Here is an 18638-nt window from a genome sequence, read left to right as displayed (position 1 = left end):
GGCCACACCGCAAAATGGATGGCGTACACACTGGCCTCTTCCCGGCTAAAGCCACTCCCACTAATCAACCACGATCCAACAGTGGGACCGGCTTCAGCCGGGAAGGCGTCGGAGGCAATGCCGGAAAATGGATGGCGCGCATGCTGGCCTCTTCCCGGCTAAAGCCAGTCCCACTAATCAACCGCGATCCGATAGTGGGACCGGCTTCAGCCGGGAAAGCGTCAGTAGGCGCACTGCAAAATGGATGGCGTACACACTAGCCTATTCCCGGCTAAAGTCAGTCTTACTAATCGACCGCGATCCAATAGTGGGACCGGCTTCAGCCGGGAAGACGTCGGAGGCCATACCGCAGAATGGACGGCGCGCACGCTGGCCTCTTCCCGGCTAAAGCCGGTCCCACTAACGCGCCGCGTATGCTGCAGGACCAGCTTCAGCCAGTCCCACCCAAGTGCCGCGTATCCTATGGCACCGGCTTTAGCCGGTCTCTGACCCGGAACGCCGCAAATCACACCACATATGCACCTTCGAGACGTACTGATCCCCCACCGCCACCGCATACGGCTCGACCCCAAACGCCTCAAACCCCATCCGCTCATACAAGTCCTGGGCGCCGCGGTTGCCGTCGGTCACCGTCAACTGGACAAGCAACAACTGCGGCAGGCTCCGCGCATAGGCCAACACGCTGCCAACCAGGTCATGTCCGATGCCTTTTCCCCGATGGGCGTGGGGAACGTACATCCCGAAGAGCGTGGATTTGTGGCGAGCTTTCTTTCTGGTTTCAATGGAAAGGCCGGCAACCCCCAGCAGGTTCCCTGCTTCAACGGCGCCGAACACCACCTCTGTCGCCTCAGGCCCGACCACGAGCCGTTTCTCCCACCAACTGATCACCAAGGCTTCGCGCTCGCCGACGTCGGACGTGAACGCATCAGGATGGAGGGCGTAGGCTTCAAGCATCAGGGCTCGATACGCCGAGGCATATTCCGGGGTCAGTCGCTGAATGGTCGTGGTCATCGAAGTCACACTGCAGGGTCGAGCGCTGATTATGTGTCTCAGCCCGCGTGACGACTACCGCCCAGGCGCAGAATCAACCAACGCCCTCTCCCTTCACGCCCGTTCGGTCACGCATCGGCGTGCAGCACGCGGCAAAACACCGGGTTTTCACGCCGGCTATTGCAAAAACCCTGCTCATCGCTGCAACCTCCACGGTTTGTGCGGCTCAGACTATTTCGCGACAGGTAAAATCGCGCAACGTGGGCGCGTCAGTTCGAGGGAGATTTCCATGCGTTTCAGATCATTCATCCAGTGTCTCGCTGTTGTGCCCCTGGCGCTGCTGATGGCAGGGACGGCCGTCGCCAGCGAAGAAACGCAACTGATCCAGTCAATCAACACCTATCGCAGCCAGGCCCAGCCCTGCGCCAATGTGGCGTCGACCGAGCTGCCGCCGCTGAACAGCGACCCGCGCCTGAACCTGCCCGCCAGTGGCACGGTGGATCTGCAGCCGATGCTGGCCCGGGCGTCGTATCCGATGGTCAGCGTTCAGGCCATCACCCTCTCGGGCCCGCGCGACGCGCAAGCGGCCATGGCGGCGATTCAGGAAAGTTTTTGTCAGGTGGTGCTCAATCCGCAGTTCGTCGACATCGGCGTCAGCCGCAACGACCGTGACTGGCGCATCGTGCTGGCGCGTCCACTGCTGGCGGGCGGACTGGGTAACGCGCAGGCCGAGGGCCAGAAACTGCTGGGGCTGATAAATGAAGCGCGCAAGCAACCGCAGCAATGTGGCACTCAGTCGTTTTCCGCTGCTGCCCCGCTGGTGTGGAACGACACCCTGATGAGCGCAGCCGAGAGCCATTCGCGCTCCATGGCCAACAACAATTATTTTGATCACAAGGGTCGCAACGGCGGGACGCCGGGGGATCGGGCGGAGCTGGCCGGGTATATCGGCCAGCAGATCGGCGAGAACATTGCCGCCGGGCAGGACAACGCGCGCAAGGTGGTCGAAGGCTGGCTGGCCAGCCCCGGCCATTGCGCCAACCTCATGAACCCGCAGTTTCATGACCTCGGCGCTGCGTACGCCACCGACCCGAAGAGCGACGCCGGCATTTACTGGACGGCGCTGTTCGGGGTGCAGTAACGCGGGTCGCTAGTGCGAGCTGCCTTGGCAAGCGGCTCTGCGATCAGAGGCCGTCAACGGCGTGCAACGTGCGCAGTTCAACGTCCGCCGCGCTTTTCTTCTGCCAGACCGGCCAGTACTCAACCCGCTTGGACTCGACCGAGGTCTTGTTGCTCTCGAACCAGCTCAGGGATTTAGGCGAGTTGGTCATCAGCTTGGTGTCGGCGATCCAGTCCTTGAAATCGCTGGACTGCGAGCTGTATTCCGCTTTCGGATCGCGGGCGACCGGCCACGGCGAGAACCGTGCTTTCCACATGCCCATGCGCGGGATGACCATCGAATAGTAGGTCTTGCCCGGGGCCAGGTCGGCTTCCAGGAAATCCGCCGCTTCGGAGACCACCATGAAGGTGTGGTGGCCCGGCGTCGTCGGGTAGGCGACCTTGGTGCCATTGGCGAGGATGCCGATGAACTGGGTCTTGCCACCGGTCACGTCATACACGGACGCGTCGATGGCCTTGGCCATGAACGCGCTGCGCATGAAGACGACCTGTGCGCCGTCCTGAGGACTGGCTTCGATGACTGGGTTGTCGGCAGGTTTCATCATGGACGAACAGCCGGTCAGCACCAGTGTGCCAACCAACGCCAGAATGTGGGTAATGCGCATTTACAGCTCCTTGGAAAAATATCCGGCCCGAAAACGGATCGGGCCCGGGGCTGTATCGGCGCTGACACTTTTCTCTTGAATGAAAAAAACACCGCGAGAGCTCTGGAACGGGCGTCCCAAGGCGTTTTGATCGAAGCGCAGGCCGCTTATCCCGCGTGGATCGCCGACGCCGGAACCTGCCCGTCACTCACGTTCGCCTCGGTGTAATGCCGCCGGTGCGCCAGTGCCTGACCCTGTTCATCGAACAGATGGCAACGGTGGCCCCGCACACCGACGCGCAGCAATTGCCCCGCCTTGACCGCCGACATTCCCTCGCCCTTGACCATCAGATCATGGCCATCGTCGGTCTGCGCGTGGGTAAACGTCTCCCCGCCCAGATGCTCGACCACCAGGGTTTTCACCGGAATCTGCGCATCGCCCTCGCCCCGATCCGACAGATGCTCGGGCCGCAGGCCCAGGGTCAACGGGTCGCCCGCTTTCACCTGCTCGCCCGTCACCGGAACCCACAACAGCTCGCCACCCGGCAGGCGGACCTGGACGCCTTCACCACTGATGGCCACCGCCGTGACCGGTAGAAAACTCATCTGCGGCGAGCCGATAAAGCCCGCGACAAAGCGGTTGCGCGGATGGTGATACAGCTCCAGCGGCGAGCCCACCTGTTCGATGCAACCCTTGTTGAGCACGACGATTTTGTCGGCCAGGGTCATGGCTTCGACCTGGTCATGGGTGACGTAAACCATGGTCGCCTGCAGGTCAGCGTGCAGCTTGGCGATCTCGATGCGCATCTGCACGCGCAGGGAGGCATCGAGGTTGGAAAGGGGTTCGTCGAACAGAAAGACTTCCGGCTCATGAACGATGGCCCGGCCGATGGCGACGCGCTGACGCTGCCCGCCAGACAATGCCTTGGGCTTGCGATCGAGCAGCGGTTCGAGCTGCAGGATGCGCGCGGCGTTGCGCACCTTGGCTTCGATCTGGTCTTTGGGGGTCTTTTGCATCTTCAGCCCGAAGGCGATGTTGTCGTAGACCGACATGTGCGGGTACAGCGCGTAGGACTGGAACACCATGGCCACGCCGCGATCGGCCGGCTCCAGGTAGGTTACATCGCGGGCGCCGATGCGAATCTGGCCCTGGGTGATGCTCTCCAGGCCCGCGATACAGCGCAGCAGGGTTGACTTGCCGCACCCCGAAGGCCCGACGAACACCACGAACTCGCGGCTCTCGATACTCAGGTGGATGTCATGCAAGACCTTGATCTCGCCATAGGCCTTCTCGACGCCACTCAAACTGAGCTCAGTCAAAATTGTATCCCCTGAATTATTGTTGTTTGGGCATTTTTCATGGCAACGGCGCGCTGATTTGACAGCAATGCATTTTGTCCTACGATCATTTGTAATTCGTAAATTACAAATGTCAAGGAACTCGCCCGAACCGGATTGACTGCCCCGTAGATCCACCTATATGCACCGTTAACACCTGTCCCCGCGTAACCCTCACCCACAACAATAATGAGGTCACGTAAATGAAGAAGCTGGTTTGGAATGCCCTCGCCCTGTCGATTGCGCTGGGTTCCGGCGCCGCACAGGCCTGGACGCTGGAAGAGGCCGCGGCGCCGTACAAGGGCACCGAAATCAAGGCGATTTTCCTCGACCGTCCCGGTTACGCCGCCGCCATCAAACTGCTGCCGGAGTTCGAAAAGAAAACCGGCATCAGGGTCAGCTACGAAACCATCCCCTACGAGAATAGCCGCGAACGCGAGGTGCTGAGTTTCACCTCCGGCGAGCAGCTCGACGTCGTGCTGACGGACGTGGTGTGGATCGGCGAATTCGCCGGCAACGGCTGGCTCGAACCGGTCACCACCTTCACCCAGGACGCGAAGCTCGCCGACCCGGACCTCAAGCTGGAGGGTTTCTTCCCGATCCTGCTGGAGTCGTTCGGCAGTTGGGACAAACAGACTTACGGCCTGCCGTTCGATAACTACTCCGGCCTGCTGTTCTACAACAAGTGCATGCTCAAGGACGCCGGCTTCGACAAGCCGCCGGCCACGTGGGACGAGCTGCTCAAGGACTACGCGCCCAAACTCACCGACAAATCCAAGGACCGCTACGCCTACGCCCTGCAATCGCGGCGCGGTGAAACGCAATCGGCGGACAGCTTCATGCGTTTCCTCTGGCCGTTCGGTGGCTCACTGCTGGACGATAAATTCAAATCCAACCTTAATTCCAAGGCATCTCAGCAAGGCCTGCAATTTCGTCAGGACCTGATGAAATACATGCCGCCGGGCATCGTCGATTACGACCACAACGAAGCGGTCAACGCCCTCGCCCAGGGCAAAGTGGCGATGATCACCGAATGGTCGGCGTTCTACGGCACCCTGGCCGACCCGACCAAATCCAAGATCACCGATTGCCTAGCCGTGGCCACCGAACCCAAAGGCCCGGCCGGTCTGAAGCCGGCCCTGGGCGGGTTCTCGCTGGGAGTAAACGCCAAGTCCGATGAAAAGCAGAAAGCCGCGGCGTGGCTGTTCATTCAGTGGGTCACCTCCGAAGCCATGGCCCGGCCGTACCTGGACGCCGGTGGCGTGAGCGGGCGGATGTCGGTGTACAAGGACGCCGACGTGCAGAAGAAATACCCCTTCGTGCAGCCGATGGTGACCTCGTGGGAAGGCGGCGTGCCTGACTACCGCCCCCGCTTCCCGCAATGGCCGGAGATTTCCGAAGTGGTCGGCGAGAACGGCACGGCAATCATGCTCGGCAAAACCAGCGTGGAGGCCGGGGCCAAGGCGATTGGCAGCAGGATGGAGGAGATCCTGAAGAAGGCCGGGTATTACGACGGCAAGGTCAAATTGCTGAAGTGACGGTTTGACCACACTCCCGTAGGAGCCGGTTTGCTGGCGAATGGAAAATGTCTGACACCTCTGCGGTGAATGGCAGAGCGTGTTCGCCAGCAAGCTGACTCCCACAGGGGTTCAGCGTAACGCCGTGAGATGCCCGCACCTTCGAGACCCAACACATGCCGAACAAGAAAAAACCACCCTTCCCGACCCTGTGGAACAACACCCGCGCGGCCTTTGCCTTCCTCGCGCCGGCCACCGTTGCTCTGGCGCTGATCGGCATCTTTCCGACGGTGTTCGCGCTGGTCAATTCGTTCCGCCAGTACAACCTGGCCCGGCCAAAAGACGCGACGCCTTTCATCGGCTTCGACAACTACCTCAACGTGCTCAACGACGCTTCGTTCTGGGCGGCGCTGGGCCGAACCGGGCTGTTTCTCATCACCGTGGTGCCAATCCAGCTGGCGCTTGGGCTGATCATCGCGCTGATGCTGCACAAGCCCGGCCTGTCCGGTTTCAAACTGCTGGCGCGCATGAGCCTGGTCATCCCGCTGGCCACCGCGCCCGCCGTGGCCGGGCTGATTGGCCGGCTGATCTTCAACCGCGATTTCGGCGTGGCCAACGCACTGCTCTCAGTGTTCAATACCGGGCCGGTCGAATGGCTGGGCGACACCACCAACGCGTTCATTGCCGTGGCGCTGATGGACATCTGGCAATGGACGCCCTTCTGCGCACTGGTGCTGCTGGCCGGGCTGACCATGGTGCCCAATGAAATCGAAGAGGCCGCGCGCCTGGAGACCCGCAGCCGCTGGCAGATCGTGCGTTACGTGCAACTGCCCTTTCTGCTGCCCAGCGCGACGGTGATTCTGATTCTGCGCACCGCCGACATCCTCAAGATGTTCGACACCGTGTTCACCATGACCCGCGGCGGCCCGGGCGCGGCGACCGAGCTGGTCAGCGTCTATATCCAGCGCATCGGCTTTCGCGTGTTCGATCAGGGCGTTGCCTCGGCGCAGGCGATCCTCATGCTGATCCTGACCATCGTGCTGGCCCGTCTGTACATCAAATTCGTTTACCGGGAGATCTGACATGGCCACCGTTGCGACTGCGAAAAACCCGGCCACCCCCGCCCGGGTTCGCCCACGGGCGAGCGTCAATGCCTGGCATCTGGTCGGTCTTCTGGCGATCTTCCTGTTCGCGGTGTTTCCGTTCTACTGGATGGTCGCCACCAGCCTCAAGACCCAGGCCGAAGCCCTGGCCTCGCCACCGATCTGGGCGTTCACGCCGCACCTGGATAACTACGTAAAAGTGCTGTTCGAGCGCGACGTGCTGCATAGCCTCGGCAACTCGCTGATCGTCGCGGTCTGCACCACGGTGCTCGCCGTCGGCCTCGGTACGCCGGCGGCTTACGCCCTGGCGCGGTTCGAATTCAAGGGCAAGGAAGACCTGTGGTTCTGGTTCATCACCAACCGCATGCTCAGCCCCATCGTCGTGGCACTGCCGATCTTTCTGATGGCGCGCAACATGGGCCTGATCGACACCCATCTGGTGCTGATCCTGATCTACCTGACCTTCAACCTGCCCATCGTCGTGTGGATCTGCACTGACCAGTTTCGCGGCGTGCCGAAGGACCTGGACGAAGCCGCGCGGCTGTCGGGCGCGTCACGCTTCACCATCTTCTGGCGCATCGCCCTGCCCCTGGCGATGCCGGGGGTGGCGGTGTCGGCGATCTTCTCGTTCATCTTTTCCTGGAACGAGCTGCTCTATGCCCTGGTGCTGACGCGCAACACGGCCCGCACCGCGCCGGTGACCGCCACCAGTTTCATGAGCGGCTACGACTTGCCCTGGGGCGAGATCATGGCCACCGGCACGCTGATCGTGTTCCCGGTGATCATTTTCGCGCTGATGGTATCCAGGCATCTGGTACAAGGGCTGACCATGGGCGCCGTGAAATAGACGCCCCGCTTTACCGGCCACAGTAAGGACACCGCCGTGCAGAACCTTTACCCGGACACCCCCTTCGCCACCGAACCGGTGAACGCCGAGGATCAGCTCAATATCCGCATCGCCTGGTCCTATTACGTCAACAGCATGACCCAGCAACAGATCGCCGACCGGCTGGGCATCACCCGCGTGCGGGTCAACAAGGCCCTGGCGACCTGCCGCGAAACCGGCGTGGTGCAGATTCGCATCACCTCGCCGCTGGCGGCCTGCATCGAACTGGAAGAGCGTCTGCAGAATCGCTTCGGCCTGCGTCGCGTCACCGTCGTGCCCTCGCCCGACGATCCGTCGACCATCTTCCGCGTGCTGGGCGTCGGCATTGCGCCGATCATCGAGGAATACCTCACCGACGGCAGCATCGTCGCCGTGGGCTGGGGCCGCACCCTGCGCCAGGCGGTGCGCGAACTGTCCGCGCGGGCGCTGCCGAACCTGACCGTGCTGTCGCTGCTCGGCGGCCTGCATTACGGCTCGGCCAACAACACGGTGGAGATCGCCTCGAGTTTTGCCGGCCTGTTCGGCGGCTCCTGGTACTACCTCGCCGCGCCGGTGTTCGCACCTTCAGAGCAATACCGCGACATGTACCTCGAAGAAGCCTCGGTGCAGGCCGTGCTCGGCAAGGCGCGGCAGGCCGACCTGGCCTTGCTCACCGTCGGTGATCTCAGCGAGCGTTCACTCATGCTGGAACTGGGGCTGGTCAACGATGAGGACGCGCGCTCGCTGCGGGCCGCCGGTGCCGTCGGTGACCTGCTCGGCCGCTGGCTGGACCGCGACGGCATCGAAGTCAATCACCCGCTGAACCGCCGCGCCGTCTCCCTGGACCTCGAAGAACTGCGGCGGATCAAGAAGGTCGTGCTGGTCTCCGGCGGGCCGTACAAGGCCGACATCATTCGCGCAGTGCTGCTGCGCAATTTCGTCCACGAGCTGGTCATCGACGAAAGCGCGGCGCGGCAACTGCTCGATCAGGACAAATAAATCCCCCTTCTGGAGCGATCGCGATGGCCCATCACGACTTTGGCGGCAAGCGGATTCTGGTCACCGGCGCAGGCAAGGGCATCGGCCGGGAAACCGTGCAGTGGCTGGAGCGATGCGGTGCAGAGGTGATCGCCATGGGACGCAATCCGGAGGATCTGGCCTATTGCGCGCACTCAGCGGTGGCGGACCTCGCTGACGTCAGCGCCACGCGCGCGGCCGTGGCGTCGGTGCTGCCCATCGACTTATTGGTCAACTGTGCGGGGGTGGTCGAGCTGGAGTCTTTTCTCGACACATCGGTCGAGACCTTCGACCACCTGATCGCGGTGAACACCCGGGCGCCCATGGTAGTGGCGCAAATTGTCTCCCGCGACCTCATCGCTCGCGGCGTACCGGGCGCCATCGTCAACGTCTCAAGCCTGGCGGCAGCGGTGGGCACACGGGATCATCTGGCCTACTGTGCGTCGAAAGCGGCGCTGGATGCCATGACCCGAGTGATGGCCGTTGAGCTTGGCCCCTACGGTATACGGGTTAACAGTGTGAATCCGGTGGTGACACTGACGCCGATGGCAGACAAGGCCTGGAGCGACCCGGTCAAGGTCGGCGCGATGCTGTCGCGGATTCCCCTGGGCCGCTTCGTTCAGCCCGGGGAAATCGCTGCGACCATCGCCTTTTTACTCAGCGACGACGCCGGCATGATCAACGGCGTGACCCTGACCGTAGACGGCGGTTTCAGCGCGGGCTGAGGCGCACGTCTAAACCGGCGCTCAGCCCCACAAGGTGCGGCCGAAGAACGTCAGCGCGCGGTCCATGGCCAGTTGCGCCCAGACCGGGTCGTATTGCGTGCCCGGAATGCGGCCAGGGCCGACGGCTTCTTCGTTGGCGAAGGCGTGGTGCGCCAGGTAGCGGTGGAATTCCAGGTCGACGCCGCCTTCGCTGAGTTTGGCTTCCAGCTGATCGACGCCGTCCGCCGGGAAGAATTCATCCTGAGTGCCCCAGTGCGCCTGCACCGGCACCTTGATCGCCGCAGGGTCGAGGAACTCCAGCGGCGGCATGCCGTAGAACACCACGCCGGCGGACAGCTCGGGGATGAAGTTGAGTGCCAGCAGGGTCAGCGCGCCGCCCATGCAAAACCCGGTGACGCCGACTTTCTGGCTGTGACCCTTGAGGTATTGCACGGCGCCGCGGATGTCCTGGGTGGCGGCATCGGCGAAGTCGAGTTTGTCCATCAGGTGATGGGCTTCTTCTTCCTCGACCGTCATTTCGCCGCGATAAAGATCAGGCACCAGCGCCAGGTACCCGGACGCCGCAAGACGATCGGCCACGCCACGGATCTGGTCGTTGAGGCCCCACCACTCCTGAATCACTACCACGGCCGGTGCGCCTTCGGTCTTGGCCGGGCTGGCCAGGTAGCCACTCAACTCTTTGCCGTCCGGGCGTTTGAACGTGATGGTCTTGCCCGTTGCCTGTGTCGATGCTTGAGTCATGGGGTTCTCCGGATAAGAAATTCGGTTGGATTAACAGCGTAAGACGACTGACCGTCAGTTCTACGGCAGCAACACGACGGTGAACAGCGTGACCCACGTGAAATTACTGACAGGTTCGGCGTGGACCCCGTTCAACCGTTCTGCAGATCCGTGCCCATGGCAGCGCCGGTCATGTCTCGACGACGCTCGTCACGTGGGGCAGCGCGATGCTCGCGCAACTGCTTTTTCAGGGTGGCCGCCGAAGGCGCGTAGAGAAAGCCGAACGACACGCTGTTGCGTCGGCCTTTCACCGCGTGGTGCATCAAGTGCGCGTGGTAGAGGCGTTTGAGGTAGCGATTGCGCGGCCGTGGTCGCGCAGGCCAATGGCGATGGACCATTCCGTCGTGGACCAGCATGTAAATCAGGCCGAACGCCGCGACGCCTGCGCCCACCCATTGCAGCGGGTCATGGCCGTGGTTGCCGGCAACGATCAGCGCGACCGCCACCATGCCCAGCGCCAGCAAATAAATATCGTTGGTTTCGAAGGCGCCGAGCTGTTCTTCGTGGTGGGATTTGTGCAGGAACCAGCCCCAGCCGTGCATGACGTACTTGTGGGCGAGAAAGCCGACCCCTTCCATGGTGACAAGGGTGAGGAGAAAAATCGTGAAGTTGAAGATCATAGCGTCGGGAAGGCCGATGGGTCTGGACGTCGACGTGCAGCATACCGGGGTCACGGGAAATTTCCAGATTCGCGCTCACAACGTTTGCTTTCCTGACCAACCGATGTAAAAAATGGCCCCATGGGTGAGCGTCCCGGACGTTCACTGTATTCGTGCCCTGCCCCTCGCGGCGGCCGGCACCGCTTTCAAGGAATCAAGCATGGCTCCAAGACACGTCATCAACGCTTCGGTCAGCCCCAAGGGCAGCCTGGAAACACTGTCGCAACGTGAAGTCCAGCAACTCAGCGCCGCAGGCTCCGGCAGCATCTACACCCTGTTCCGCCAGTGCGCCCTGGCTATTCTCAACACCGGCGCCCATGTCGATAACGCCAAAACCATCCTCGAGGCCTACCAGGACTTCGAAGTGCGCATCCACCAGCAGGACCGTGGCGTGCGCCTCGAACTGCTGAACGCCCCGGCCGACGCCTTCGTCGACGGCGAGATGATCGCCAGCACCCGGGAAATGCTGTTCAGCGCCCTGCGCGACATCGTCTACACCGAGAGCGAGCTCGACAGCCAGCGCATCGACCTGAGCAGCTCCCAGGGCATCACCGATTACGTTTTCCACCTGCTGCGCAACGCCCGCACCCTGCGCCCCGGCGTCGAACCGAAGATGGTGGTGTGCTGGGGCGGCCACTCGATCAACACAGAAGAATACAAATACACCAAGAAAGTCGGCCACGAGCTGGGCCTGCGCAAACTGGACATCTGCACCGGTTGCGGTCCCGGCGTGATGAAAGGCCCGATGAAGGGCGCGACCATTGCCCACGCCAAGCAACGCATCACCGGCGGCCGTTACCTGGGCCTGACCGAGCCGGGCATCATCGCGGCCGAGGCGCCGAACCCGATCGTCAACGAGCTGGTGATCCTGCCGGACATCGAAAAGCGCCTGGAAGCCTTCGTCCGTGTCGGCCACGGCATCATCATTTTCCCGGGTGGCGCAGGCACGGCAGAGGAATTCCTCTACCTGCTCGGCATCCTCATGCACCCGGACAACCAGGACCTGCCGTTCCCGGTCATTCTCACCGGCCCGAAAAGCACCGCGCCGTACCTGGAGCAGCTGCACGCGTTCGTCGGCGCGACACTGGGCGACGCCGCGCACAAGCATTATCAGATCATCATCGACGACCCGTCTGAAGTGGCGCGGCAGATGACCCTGGGCCTTGCGTCGGTGCGCCAGTTCCGCCGCGACCGCGCCGACGCGTTCCACTTCAACTGGCTGCTGAAGATCGAAGAGAGCTTCCAGCGTCCCTTCGACCCGACCCACGCCAACATGGCCAGCCTGCAACTGCGCCGCGACCTGCCGCCCCACGAACTGGCGGCCAACCTGCGCCGGGCGTTTTCCGGGATCGTGGCGGGCAACGTCAAGGACAAGGGCATTCGCCTGATCGAGGAACACGGCCCGTACGAAATCCACGGCGACGCGGAAGTGATGCAGCCGCTGGACAAGCTGTTGCAGGCCTTCGTCGAGCAGCACCGGATGAAACTGCCGGGCGGCGCGGCGTATGTGCCGTGTTATCGAGTGGTTTCCTAACGGCGCATGGCCTGAGGTCATACTTCAGGCACGATACTGCATCACCCTTGTGGGCGCCCAATTGTGGGAGTGAGCTTGCTCACGAAGGCGGCATCACTGCCGCCAGAGATGCGCAGGCCGAACGGGCCTCTTCGCGAGCAAGCTCGCTCCCACAGGTATTTCGTTCGCTGCAGAAAACCGTTGTGCCTGGAAGACTTATTTCCACACCTGCATCTCCCCGAAATTCCGGAACCCATCCATGATCCACATCCGCCCCATGACCGCCGATGACTTCGCGGTCTTTTGGCCCACCTTTCAGGCCGTCGTTCTGGCGCAGGAAACCTACGCCTACGCCCCCGACCTGAGCGTCGAGCAAGCCCGGCACCTGTGGCTGGAATACCCGCTGCACACGCTGATCGCCGAAGAAGACGGCATATTGCTGGGCAGCTATTACCTCAAGGCCAACGCGGCCGGCCCTGGCAGCCATGTCAGCAACTGCGGCTACATGGTCACCCCGGCCGCGCGCGGTCGTGGCGTCGCGCGCCTGATGTGCGAGCACTCTCAGCAACTGGCGCTGGACAGCGGCTTCTCGGCCATGCAGTTCAACTCCGTGGTCGCCACCAACGACGTCGCCGTCGCGCTCTGGCAGAAACTCGGTTTTGAGATCGTCGGCCGTCTGCCCCGCGCTTATCGCCATGCCCGGCTCGGGCTGGTGGATTGTCTGGTGATGTACAAATGGCTGGCGGACATGCCGTCCTCGCGCAAAGCCAAAAGCCCGTTGCTGATCGGGCGCAAGAACATCGAATCGGTGATCTCCCGCCCCCGGCGCAAACCCTCTGACGGGCCTGTCTGATCTTTCCGGAAATCGGGAACCACCTGCCTGCCTGACGCCACTCACCCTGCAAAGTACTCACTTGCACGGACGGCGTCAGCATGGCTTTATCTCCAGTCTCACGTGGCCAGACCACCAATGTCGGCACCACCCATCTGAATCCTGCCGCTGCAACGGCAACCGGCCCCACGCAGCGTAAAAACGTTCTGGCGCGCATGGCCACTGCCAGCCGGTCGACGCTGCAGAAAAGCCGCCACTTCGCAGGCGGTCTGTTCAAGGCCCGGCCGGGCGATGCCTCGTCCATCCCACGCGCCTCCGGGGCCGGGAACACCACCAACACTGCGCTCGCACCCAACGCGGTGGCGGCATCAACTACGGCCGCTGCATCAGCCGCGCCACAGGCGAACGCGCCGGTGCCGCCCACCGGTCCTGCGACAACCCAGCTACCCGCCATGGCGATGACACCCCGGCTGAGCATGGCGTTGCACAATCAGCAACTCACTTTTGGCGGCTCCGGCCAGCCCAACCGCACCGAGCGCCTGCTCGAAGGCATTCTGAGCAAGCACGACCAGCGTTATCAGGGCTTGGCGGAGCTCAATCAGACTGCAGAGAAAACCGAATACCTGCTGGTCGACACCCAGAACCGGCTGCTCCACGCCCATGCCAGTGACGCGGCCATTTCCCTGTTCAAAAGCAGTGAAAAACGCGCCAACAACGCCTTCGATGTGGCGATGCCCACCGATGCCCACCGCGCGCAGGTCACCGGCGTGCACAAAGACGCCAACAACACCGCCTGGCGCATTCACGAAAATAAGCTGTACGCGTTGCAAGGGGGCCAGTGGCAGGAGAACACCCAAGGCGCAACGCTGAAAACCCTGCACAACATCGGCGCTGGCAACCTGTTCGGGCTTAACGACGAGGGCAAGGTGTACTCGCTGAATGATCTGAATACCCCGTTGAATTTCGATCACAAGGTCACAGCACTGGGGCGCTCGCCGGAGGGTCAACTGATGGCGCTCAGCGAAGACACTCAAGGCCAGCGCTTGCTGGTGCAGCGCAATGCCCTGGGCGCGGGCGTGCACGATGTGCACCACTTGATCACGCCCACCGGCACGGACAACGACGAAGCCCTGAAACCCAAATCGGTGGCCATCGCGGGGCAGCGCCTGCTGGCGACCACGGCGTCGGGCAAACTGCTGCAGGCGACGATGCCGGCGGTAGATGATCGCAAGAAAACGATGTTCGTCACCGGCGAGCTCACGCTGCAGCCAGCGCCACCCTCACCCGCCCTGCTGGCCGCCTTCGGCAATCACACCGTCAGCGACTTCTTCCACGACGATAAAGATGTCCTGCACGCCCGAGTCAAGGACCAGCAAGGCCTGGAGCACAGCGCCGCATGGGATGACAAAAGACAGGACTTCGTCCCCGGCTGGTCCATGGCGCCGCTGGTCATGGACCGTCAGCACGGCTTGCCGGTCCTGACACCTGACGCCGCCGCGCAGATCCAGCTGCCACGGGGCAAAATCGCCAGCCACGACAACACGCTGCTGGTCCAGGACCCGCGCACCGAGGAATGGAAGAAGACCACCGAAAAGGACATCAAAGCCCTGCAGGCAGGCCAGGACGGCTTCGCTTACATCATCGACAAGGACGGCAAGCTCAAACAGTTGAAAGTGGTGCCCCAGGCCGCCGCCCATGACATGGATCGCGGCGCCGATCTGGCCCTGCAGGGTCGCGGGACCGAAGCCAAGGGCACCGCCCTGCGCGGCGCCGAGCATCTGGTGGCAGACAAGCTGGCGGTACAGAACGATCAGAATTTCATGACCCTGAGCGACGGTGAACTGCGTTTGCATGACCAGAACGGCGAACGCGCGCAGTTGCCCAAGCCACCCGGCACCGGTGATATCCAGGCGATCAGCACGGGCGGCAAGGATTGGTTCGCCCTGCGCGGCGGCGCCCTGTTTCGGCTGAGCGGCGACGATGCCAACGCTCGAAAGCTCAATCCTCAGCGGACCTGGCAAGCGGTTCAGGGCCCGGCCACCCCGCCGGGGGCCGTTCTTCAGGACCTGCGCCCCAATCACGACGGACGTTTGCTGGCTACCACCAGCGCGGGAGAATTCGTCAAAACCGCGACCGGGTGGGAAGCCGCAACACCCGCCCCTGCGGCCCCGCGCAATGACCACGCGGCCTTCAATCGGCTGGCAGCGGCCGAGCCGGAAACCCTGCGCAGAGGCTCGGCCAAACTCACCGTCAACGTGATGGGCAGCAACAACGTCGAGAGCACAAAGGTGAAGCAATATGCCCCCGCCACCCTCAGGCAGAATTACCTGACGGCTCATCTGTCCTTGACCGGCGCGGCGAAAGTGCCGGCCGACAGCCTCCAGCACGCCTGGAAAGGCCGCGAAGGCCTGAGGCCGATCTATACCGAAGAAACCACGCTGCTGCGCGAACTCCACACCCGCGCGACGGCGGCGACCGGAGCACCGGGGCGGCCAATGGCACAGCGCATTGATGACCTGGCGCCCCGAATGACGTCACCTGAATCGGGCGAGCTGGCAGAGCTGTTCAACTGGTTTCAGACCAGCGTCACCGAGGACCTGCAGAAAACCCTTCGTGAACTGGCCCAGGACGAGGGCGCCTTGCTAAAGAACGGTGCCGTCAATCCGGCCTTTCGGGGCAAGCCGCGCACCAACGACATGCTGCCGCAAGTGGCCAGCGTCTTGCGCCACAGCGGCATCGACAACGCCCATGAGCTGGGGCAGTTGCTCAATTCGCTGGAAAATGCGCATTTCACCCTGGAGCGTCGCAACACGGAGAAACCGCTGAATGGGTCCCGCACCCAGGGCGATAAACAGGCGCTGCTGCGCGCCCGCCTGGCCCTGGACGTCAAGGTGCTCAACGACATCAGCACCGCCCTCGACGGGTTCGCCGATGAAGTGAAAAAACCGGGCGCCAAGGATTTCGCCCCCATCGCCACGGCGCTGGCCGCCCTGCACAACGACACCTACGAAGGCAGCCCGGTCAAACGCTACACCGACGCGGGCTTTCGTGACCACGCCTCCCTCGAAGCCAGTTACGACGCCACCAAGAACCTGCTCAAGCACTTGCGCAAGGACAACCACCCGCTCAAGCGCAACATATTGCAGGGCCTGGAAACCCCTGCCGGCCCCAATAACGCCGATGTCACGCGCAGCCTGACCCAGGCGCTTCGCGATCTTGAACCCCGGGAAAGCGTCAAGCTGAACCGCAACTACGGCGGCGGTATCACCGGCGGCGTCGCGGGCCCGGCGGAACCGGCCTTCCTCGGCTTTCGCGGCAACATCGATCCGGAGCGCACCTACGGCCTGACCTTTACCCGCTTTGATCGCGGCCTGAAAGTGTCGATGAGCCGCGAAGGCGCCATCAGCGGCACAGGAAGCTTCGGTTTTGGTGGCGGCAAAAGTGACACCAAAACCACGCCGGGCGACAGCCACGCCAACATCCAGTCCAACGGGGGCTGGTTCGGCGGCAGCCTGGACGCCAAGTACAAATACGCCAACGGCACGGCGCTGAGCTTTTTCATCCGTGACGACGAAATCGATGATTTCATGGCCGACCTGATGCAGACGCCGCTGGCCAGCAGCAAGCGCCCGACCCAGGGTGGCCTCAAACCGATGGAATTGATGGATCGTGGCGTCGAGAAGGAAGTGCGCACCACCGGCAAGCACGCGTTCGACCTGGATGCAGGGGTCAACCTGGAATCCCGTACCAACAAGGGCCAGACCGATGCGGAGCCCGTCGCCGGCTTCATGCGCTTCGGCGCCGGCCTGCTGGGAACCGTGTCACTGCTCAGCGCCGAACGGGAACGCACCGAGGGCCATGGCAGCGATGGCCTGCACACCGATATCTACAGCAGCAACCGCGCCCGCTTCCTCGAAAAAGGCTCGGTGACCGGCTACGCGCGGATGTTCAGCACCGTCTTTACGTCGCGCCCCAGCAACCTGTTCGTGGCTGGCGGTGCACCCTTGGGGGTCAGCGCGACACTGGCGTTCGACAACAAGACCGGCAAGAGCTACGACGTGCGCTTCAAGAACGCCCTGCCGCTGCAGACCGCCGACGTCAAAACCCTGGGCGAAACACTGGAGAAGGCCTTCCCCGGCATGAGCAAGAATCCGTCGGCTGAAGGGAAGAATCCTGAGCAGGTGCTGCAGGACCTCAAGAGCAAATACCTGACGGCCACGCCAGACGAGAACGACGCGCAATACGCCGCGCGCCAGAGCCTGCGCCAGCTCGACCGGCAGAACACCGCGGCCGGCCAGGGCTCGAGCCTGATGTCCCTGATGGACATGGTGGTCAAGCACAACAACGTCAACCGGCTGGATCAGGCGGCGCCGTCCAAGCGGCAGATCGACCGGGTCAAACAGATGCTCGGCCGCGACTGCAACGAAGGCAACGCCGAGCGCATTCACGACATGATGAGTGCCGACCCGCAGTTCAAAGGCCTGCTCGACGCGATGAAGGACACCAAGGGGACCACTCGCGCGGAAATCAAGCTTGAGGTCCGCGACGACATCAAGGAACGCATCGAAACCAGCGCGTTGGACGGAAGCCTGACCGACGCGATGCTTAAGGACATGCTCAGCGACAAGAACAATCTGCGCATCAAGAGCATCGCGGTGTTCAAGACCGCAGCCAAGGAAGACTCGTTCGGCACGCCCTTCCCGTTCGTCAGCTACAAGAGTGGCAGCGCCCTGAGCATCGAACGCCTGATGGGCGAAGTCACCTTCGAGTACGGCATGGACCCGACGAACCCGAAAAAGGCCACCGCCGACGGCGACATTGCCGACCGTGGCGACGCGCAGCCCGCCCTTGAACTGGGCCAGGTCGGCAACGGCGCCTTCCGGCCGCGCTAGGCCGACGCCCATGACTTTCCATTGATCCAATCGAAACCCCGGACAGGACACCGCAGATGATGAACACGACGACACAAGCAGACGCCTGCATTCAGGCACTGGGCAAACAACTGGGCACGGCGTTGCAACTCGAAAACGGCGTGTGCGCGCTGTTCGACGAGGGCCGCGAGGTGGTCATCATCGAGATCCCGGCGGGCGGCGACGTCGCGATCCTGCATTGCAAACTGTCGCTGCGCCCCGACCCGAGCCTGTACGAGCGGCTGATGAGGCTCAACTTCGACAGCGGCGCCATGAGCGGCTGCTGGCTGGCGCTGGATGAACAACACTCGGTTCGCCTGTGCACGCAACTGCCACTCAAGGCATTGGATGAGCTGACCTTCGTGGACTGGGTGCAAGGGTTCGTCCTGCAGACCCGTGACGTTGCCGGCCTGCTGCAACAGCGCCCTTCATCGCCGGCAAAGGCACCGACTCATGCCCAGGGACAAGGTGGCCTGTCGCGGCGGATCGGCTGACATCGTGCCGGCGCGCCGATGCTGCATCGGCAAACCGGGCCGGTGACGTTTTCAGGGCCGGGCATGGCGCTTTCAAACTTGCCGGAATGCCATCTCTCGACGATTCTCTATGCACGGCCAGACAGGCCGTGCT

Annotated in this window: 15 protein-coding genes; 10 read left to right on the top strand and 5 right to left on the bottom strand. The window is 62.9% G+C overall.

Going from position 1 to position 18638, the window contains the following annotated elements; genetic code table 11:
- Positions 1 to 474: 474 nt before the first annotated feature.
- Positions 475 to 1011 carry a GNAT family N-acetyltransferase gene (locus ACYASU_RS00340; RefSeq protein WP_463581539.1) on the bottom strand — a complete coding sequence of 179 codons (537 nt, stop codon included), beginning with the start codon at positions 1009 to 1011 and terminating at the stop codon, positions 475 to 477.
- 322 nt (positions 1012 to 1333) lie between these two features.
- Here ACYASU_RS00340 and ACYASU_RS00335 point away from each other — a divergent pair, with 322 nt between their 5' ends.
- A complete protein-coding gene (locus ACYASU_RS00335) occupies positions 1334 to 2131 on the top strand; it encodes a CAP domain-containing protein (RefSeq protein ID WP_407073224.1) in 798 nt (265 codons plus the stop codon).
- 43 nt (positions 2132 to 2174) lie between these two features.
- Here the strand turns inward: ACYASU_RS00335 and ACYASU_RS00330 are convergent, their stop codons facing one another.
- A complete protein-coding gene (locus ACYASU_RS00330) occupies positions 2175 to 2774 on the bottom strand; it encodes a hypothetical protein (RefSeq protein WP_463581538.1) in 600 nt (199 codons plus the stop codon).
- Positions 2775 to 2920: 146 nt separating this feature from the next.
- Positions 2921 to 4072: an ABC transporter ATP-binding protein gene (locus tag ACYASU_RS00325; RefSeq protein WP_463581537.1), complete on the bottom strand. Its 1152-nt coding sequence runs from the start codon at positions 4070 to 4072 to the stop codon at positions 2921 to 2923.
- 221 nt (positions 4073 to 4293) lie between these two features.
- Between ACYASU_RS00325 and ACYASU_RS00320 the strand changes: the two genes are divergently transcribed.
- The 5 genes from ACYASU_RS00320 to ACYASU_RS00300 all read left to right on the top strand — a co-directional run bounded on the left by ACYASU_RS00320 (position 4294) and on the right by ACYASU_RS00300 (position 9317).
- Entirely contained in the window at positions 4294 to 5628 is a 1335-nt protein-coding gene (locus ACYASU_RS00320; protein ID WP_463581536.1) for an ABC transporter substrate-binding protein, read from the top strand.
- Between the two features lie 155 nt (positions 5629 to 5783).
- Positions 5784 to 6689 carry a carbohydrate ABC transporter permease gene (locus tag ACYASU_RS00315; protein ID WP_463581535.1) on the top strand — a complete coding sequence of 302 codons (906 nt, stop codon included), beginning with the start codon at positions 5784 to 5786 and terminating at the stop codon, positions 6687 to 6689.
- 1 nt (position 6690) lies between these two features.
- Positions 6691 to 7557: a carbohydrate ABC transporter permease gene (locus ACYASU_RS00310; RefSeq protein ID WP_192171927.1), complete on the top strand. Its 867-nt coding sequence runs from the start codon at positions 6691 to 6693 to the stop codon at positions 7555 to 7557.
- Between the two features lie 36 nt (positions 7558 to 7593).
- Positions 7594 to 8574 carry a sugar-binding transcriptional regulator gene (locus ACYASU_RS00305; RefSeq protein WP_463581534.1) on the top strand — a complete coding sequence of 327 codons (981 nt, stop codon included), beginning with the start codon at positions 7594 to 7596 and terminating at the stop codon, positions 8572 to 8574.
- 23 nt (positions 8575 to 8597) lie between these two features.
- The gene (locus tag ACYASU_RS00300) at positions 8598 to 9317 is read left to right on the top strand and encodes an SDR family oxidoreductase (protein ID WP_463581533.1); all 720 of its coding nucleotides are present in this window, start codon (positions 8598 to 8600) and stop codon (positions 9315 to 9317) included.
- Positions 9318 to 9338: 21 nt separating this feature from the next.
- Here ACYASU_RS00300 and ACYASU_RS00295 read toward each other — a convergent pair whose 3' ends face one another.
- Together ACYASU_RS00295 and ACYASU_RS00290 are read right to left on the bottom strand one after the other, a co-directional pair.
- Positions 9339 to 10058 carry a dienelactone hydrolase family protein gene (locus tag ACYASU_RS00295; protein WP_192171930.1) on the bottom strand — a complete coding sequence of 240 codons (720 nt, stop codon included), beginning with the start codon at positions 10056 to 10058 and terminating at the stop codon, positions 9339 to 9341.
- Positions 10059 to 10189: 131 nt separating this feature from the next.
- Positions 10190 to 10717, bottom strand: coding sequence for a sterol desaturase family protein (locus ACYASU_RS00290; protein WP_463581817.1), 528 nt, complete (start codon positions 10715 to 10717; stop codon positions 10190 to 10192).
- Between the two features lie 199 nt (positions 10718 to 10916).
- Between ACYASU_RS00290 and ppnN the strand changes: the two genes are divergently transcribed.
- From ppnN to ACYASU_RS00270, 4 genes are all read left to right on the top strand, one after another.
- Entirely contained in the window at positions 10917 to 12290 is a 1374-nt protein-coding gene (gene ppnN / locus ACYASU_RS00285; protein WP_172612611.1) for a nucleotide 5'-monophosphate nucleosidase PpnN, read from the top strand.
- 238 nt (positions 12291 to 12528) lie between these two features.
- Positions 12529 to 13122 (top strand): GNAT family N-acetyltransferase, encoded by a 594-nt coding sequence (locus tag ACYASU_RS00280; RefSeq protein WP_172612612.1) that lies wholly within the window; start codon positions 12529 to 12531, stop codon positions 13120 to 13122.
- Between the two features lie 80 nt (positions 13123 to 13202).
- Positions 13203 to 17993 (top strand): AvrE-family type 3 secretion system effector, encoded by a 4791-nt coding sequence (locus ACYASU_RS00275; protein WP_463581532.1) that lies wholly within the window; start codon positions 13203 to 13205, stop codon positions 17991 to 17993.
- Between the two features lie 56 nt (positions 17994 to 18049).
- Entirely contained in the window at positions 18050 to 18505 is a 456-nt protein-coding gene (locus tag ACYASU_RS00270; protein WP_463581531.1) for a type III secretion system chaperone, read from the top strand.
- Positions 18506 to 18638 lie beyond the last annotated feature (133 nt).

The sequence above is a fragment of the Pseudomonas sp. HP_12 genome (genome assembly GCF_055283955.1).
The sequence above is the reverse complement of the archived record's forward strand: the minus strand, read 5'-3'. Positions and strand labels throughout refer to the sequence as shown.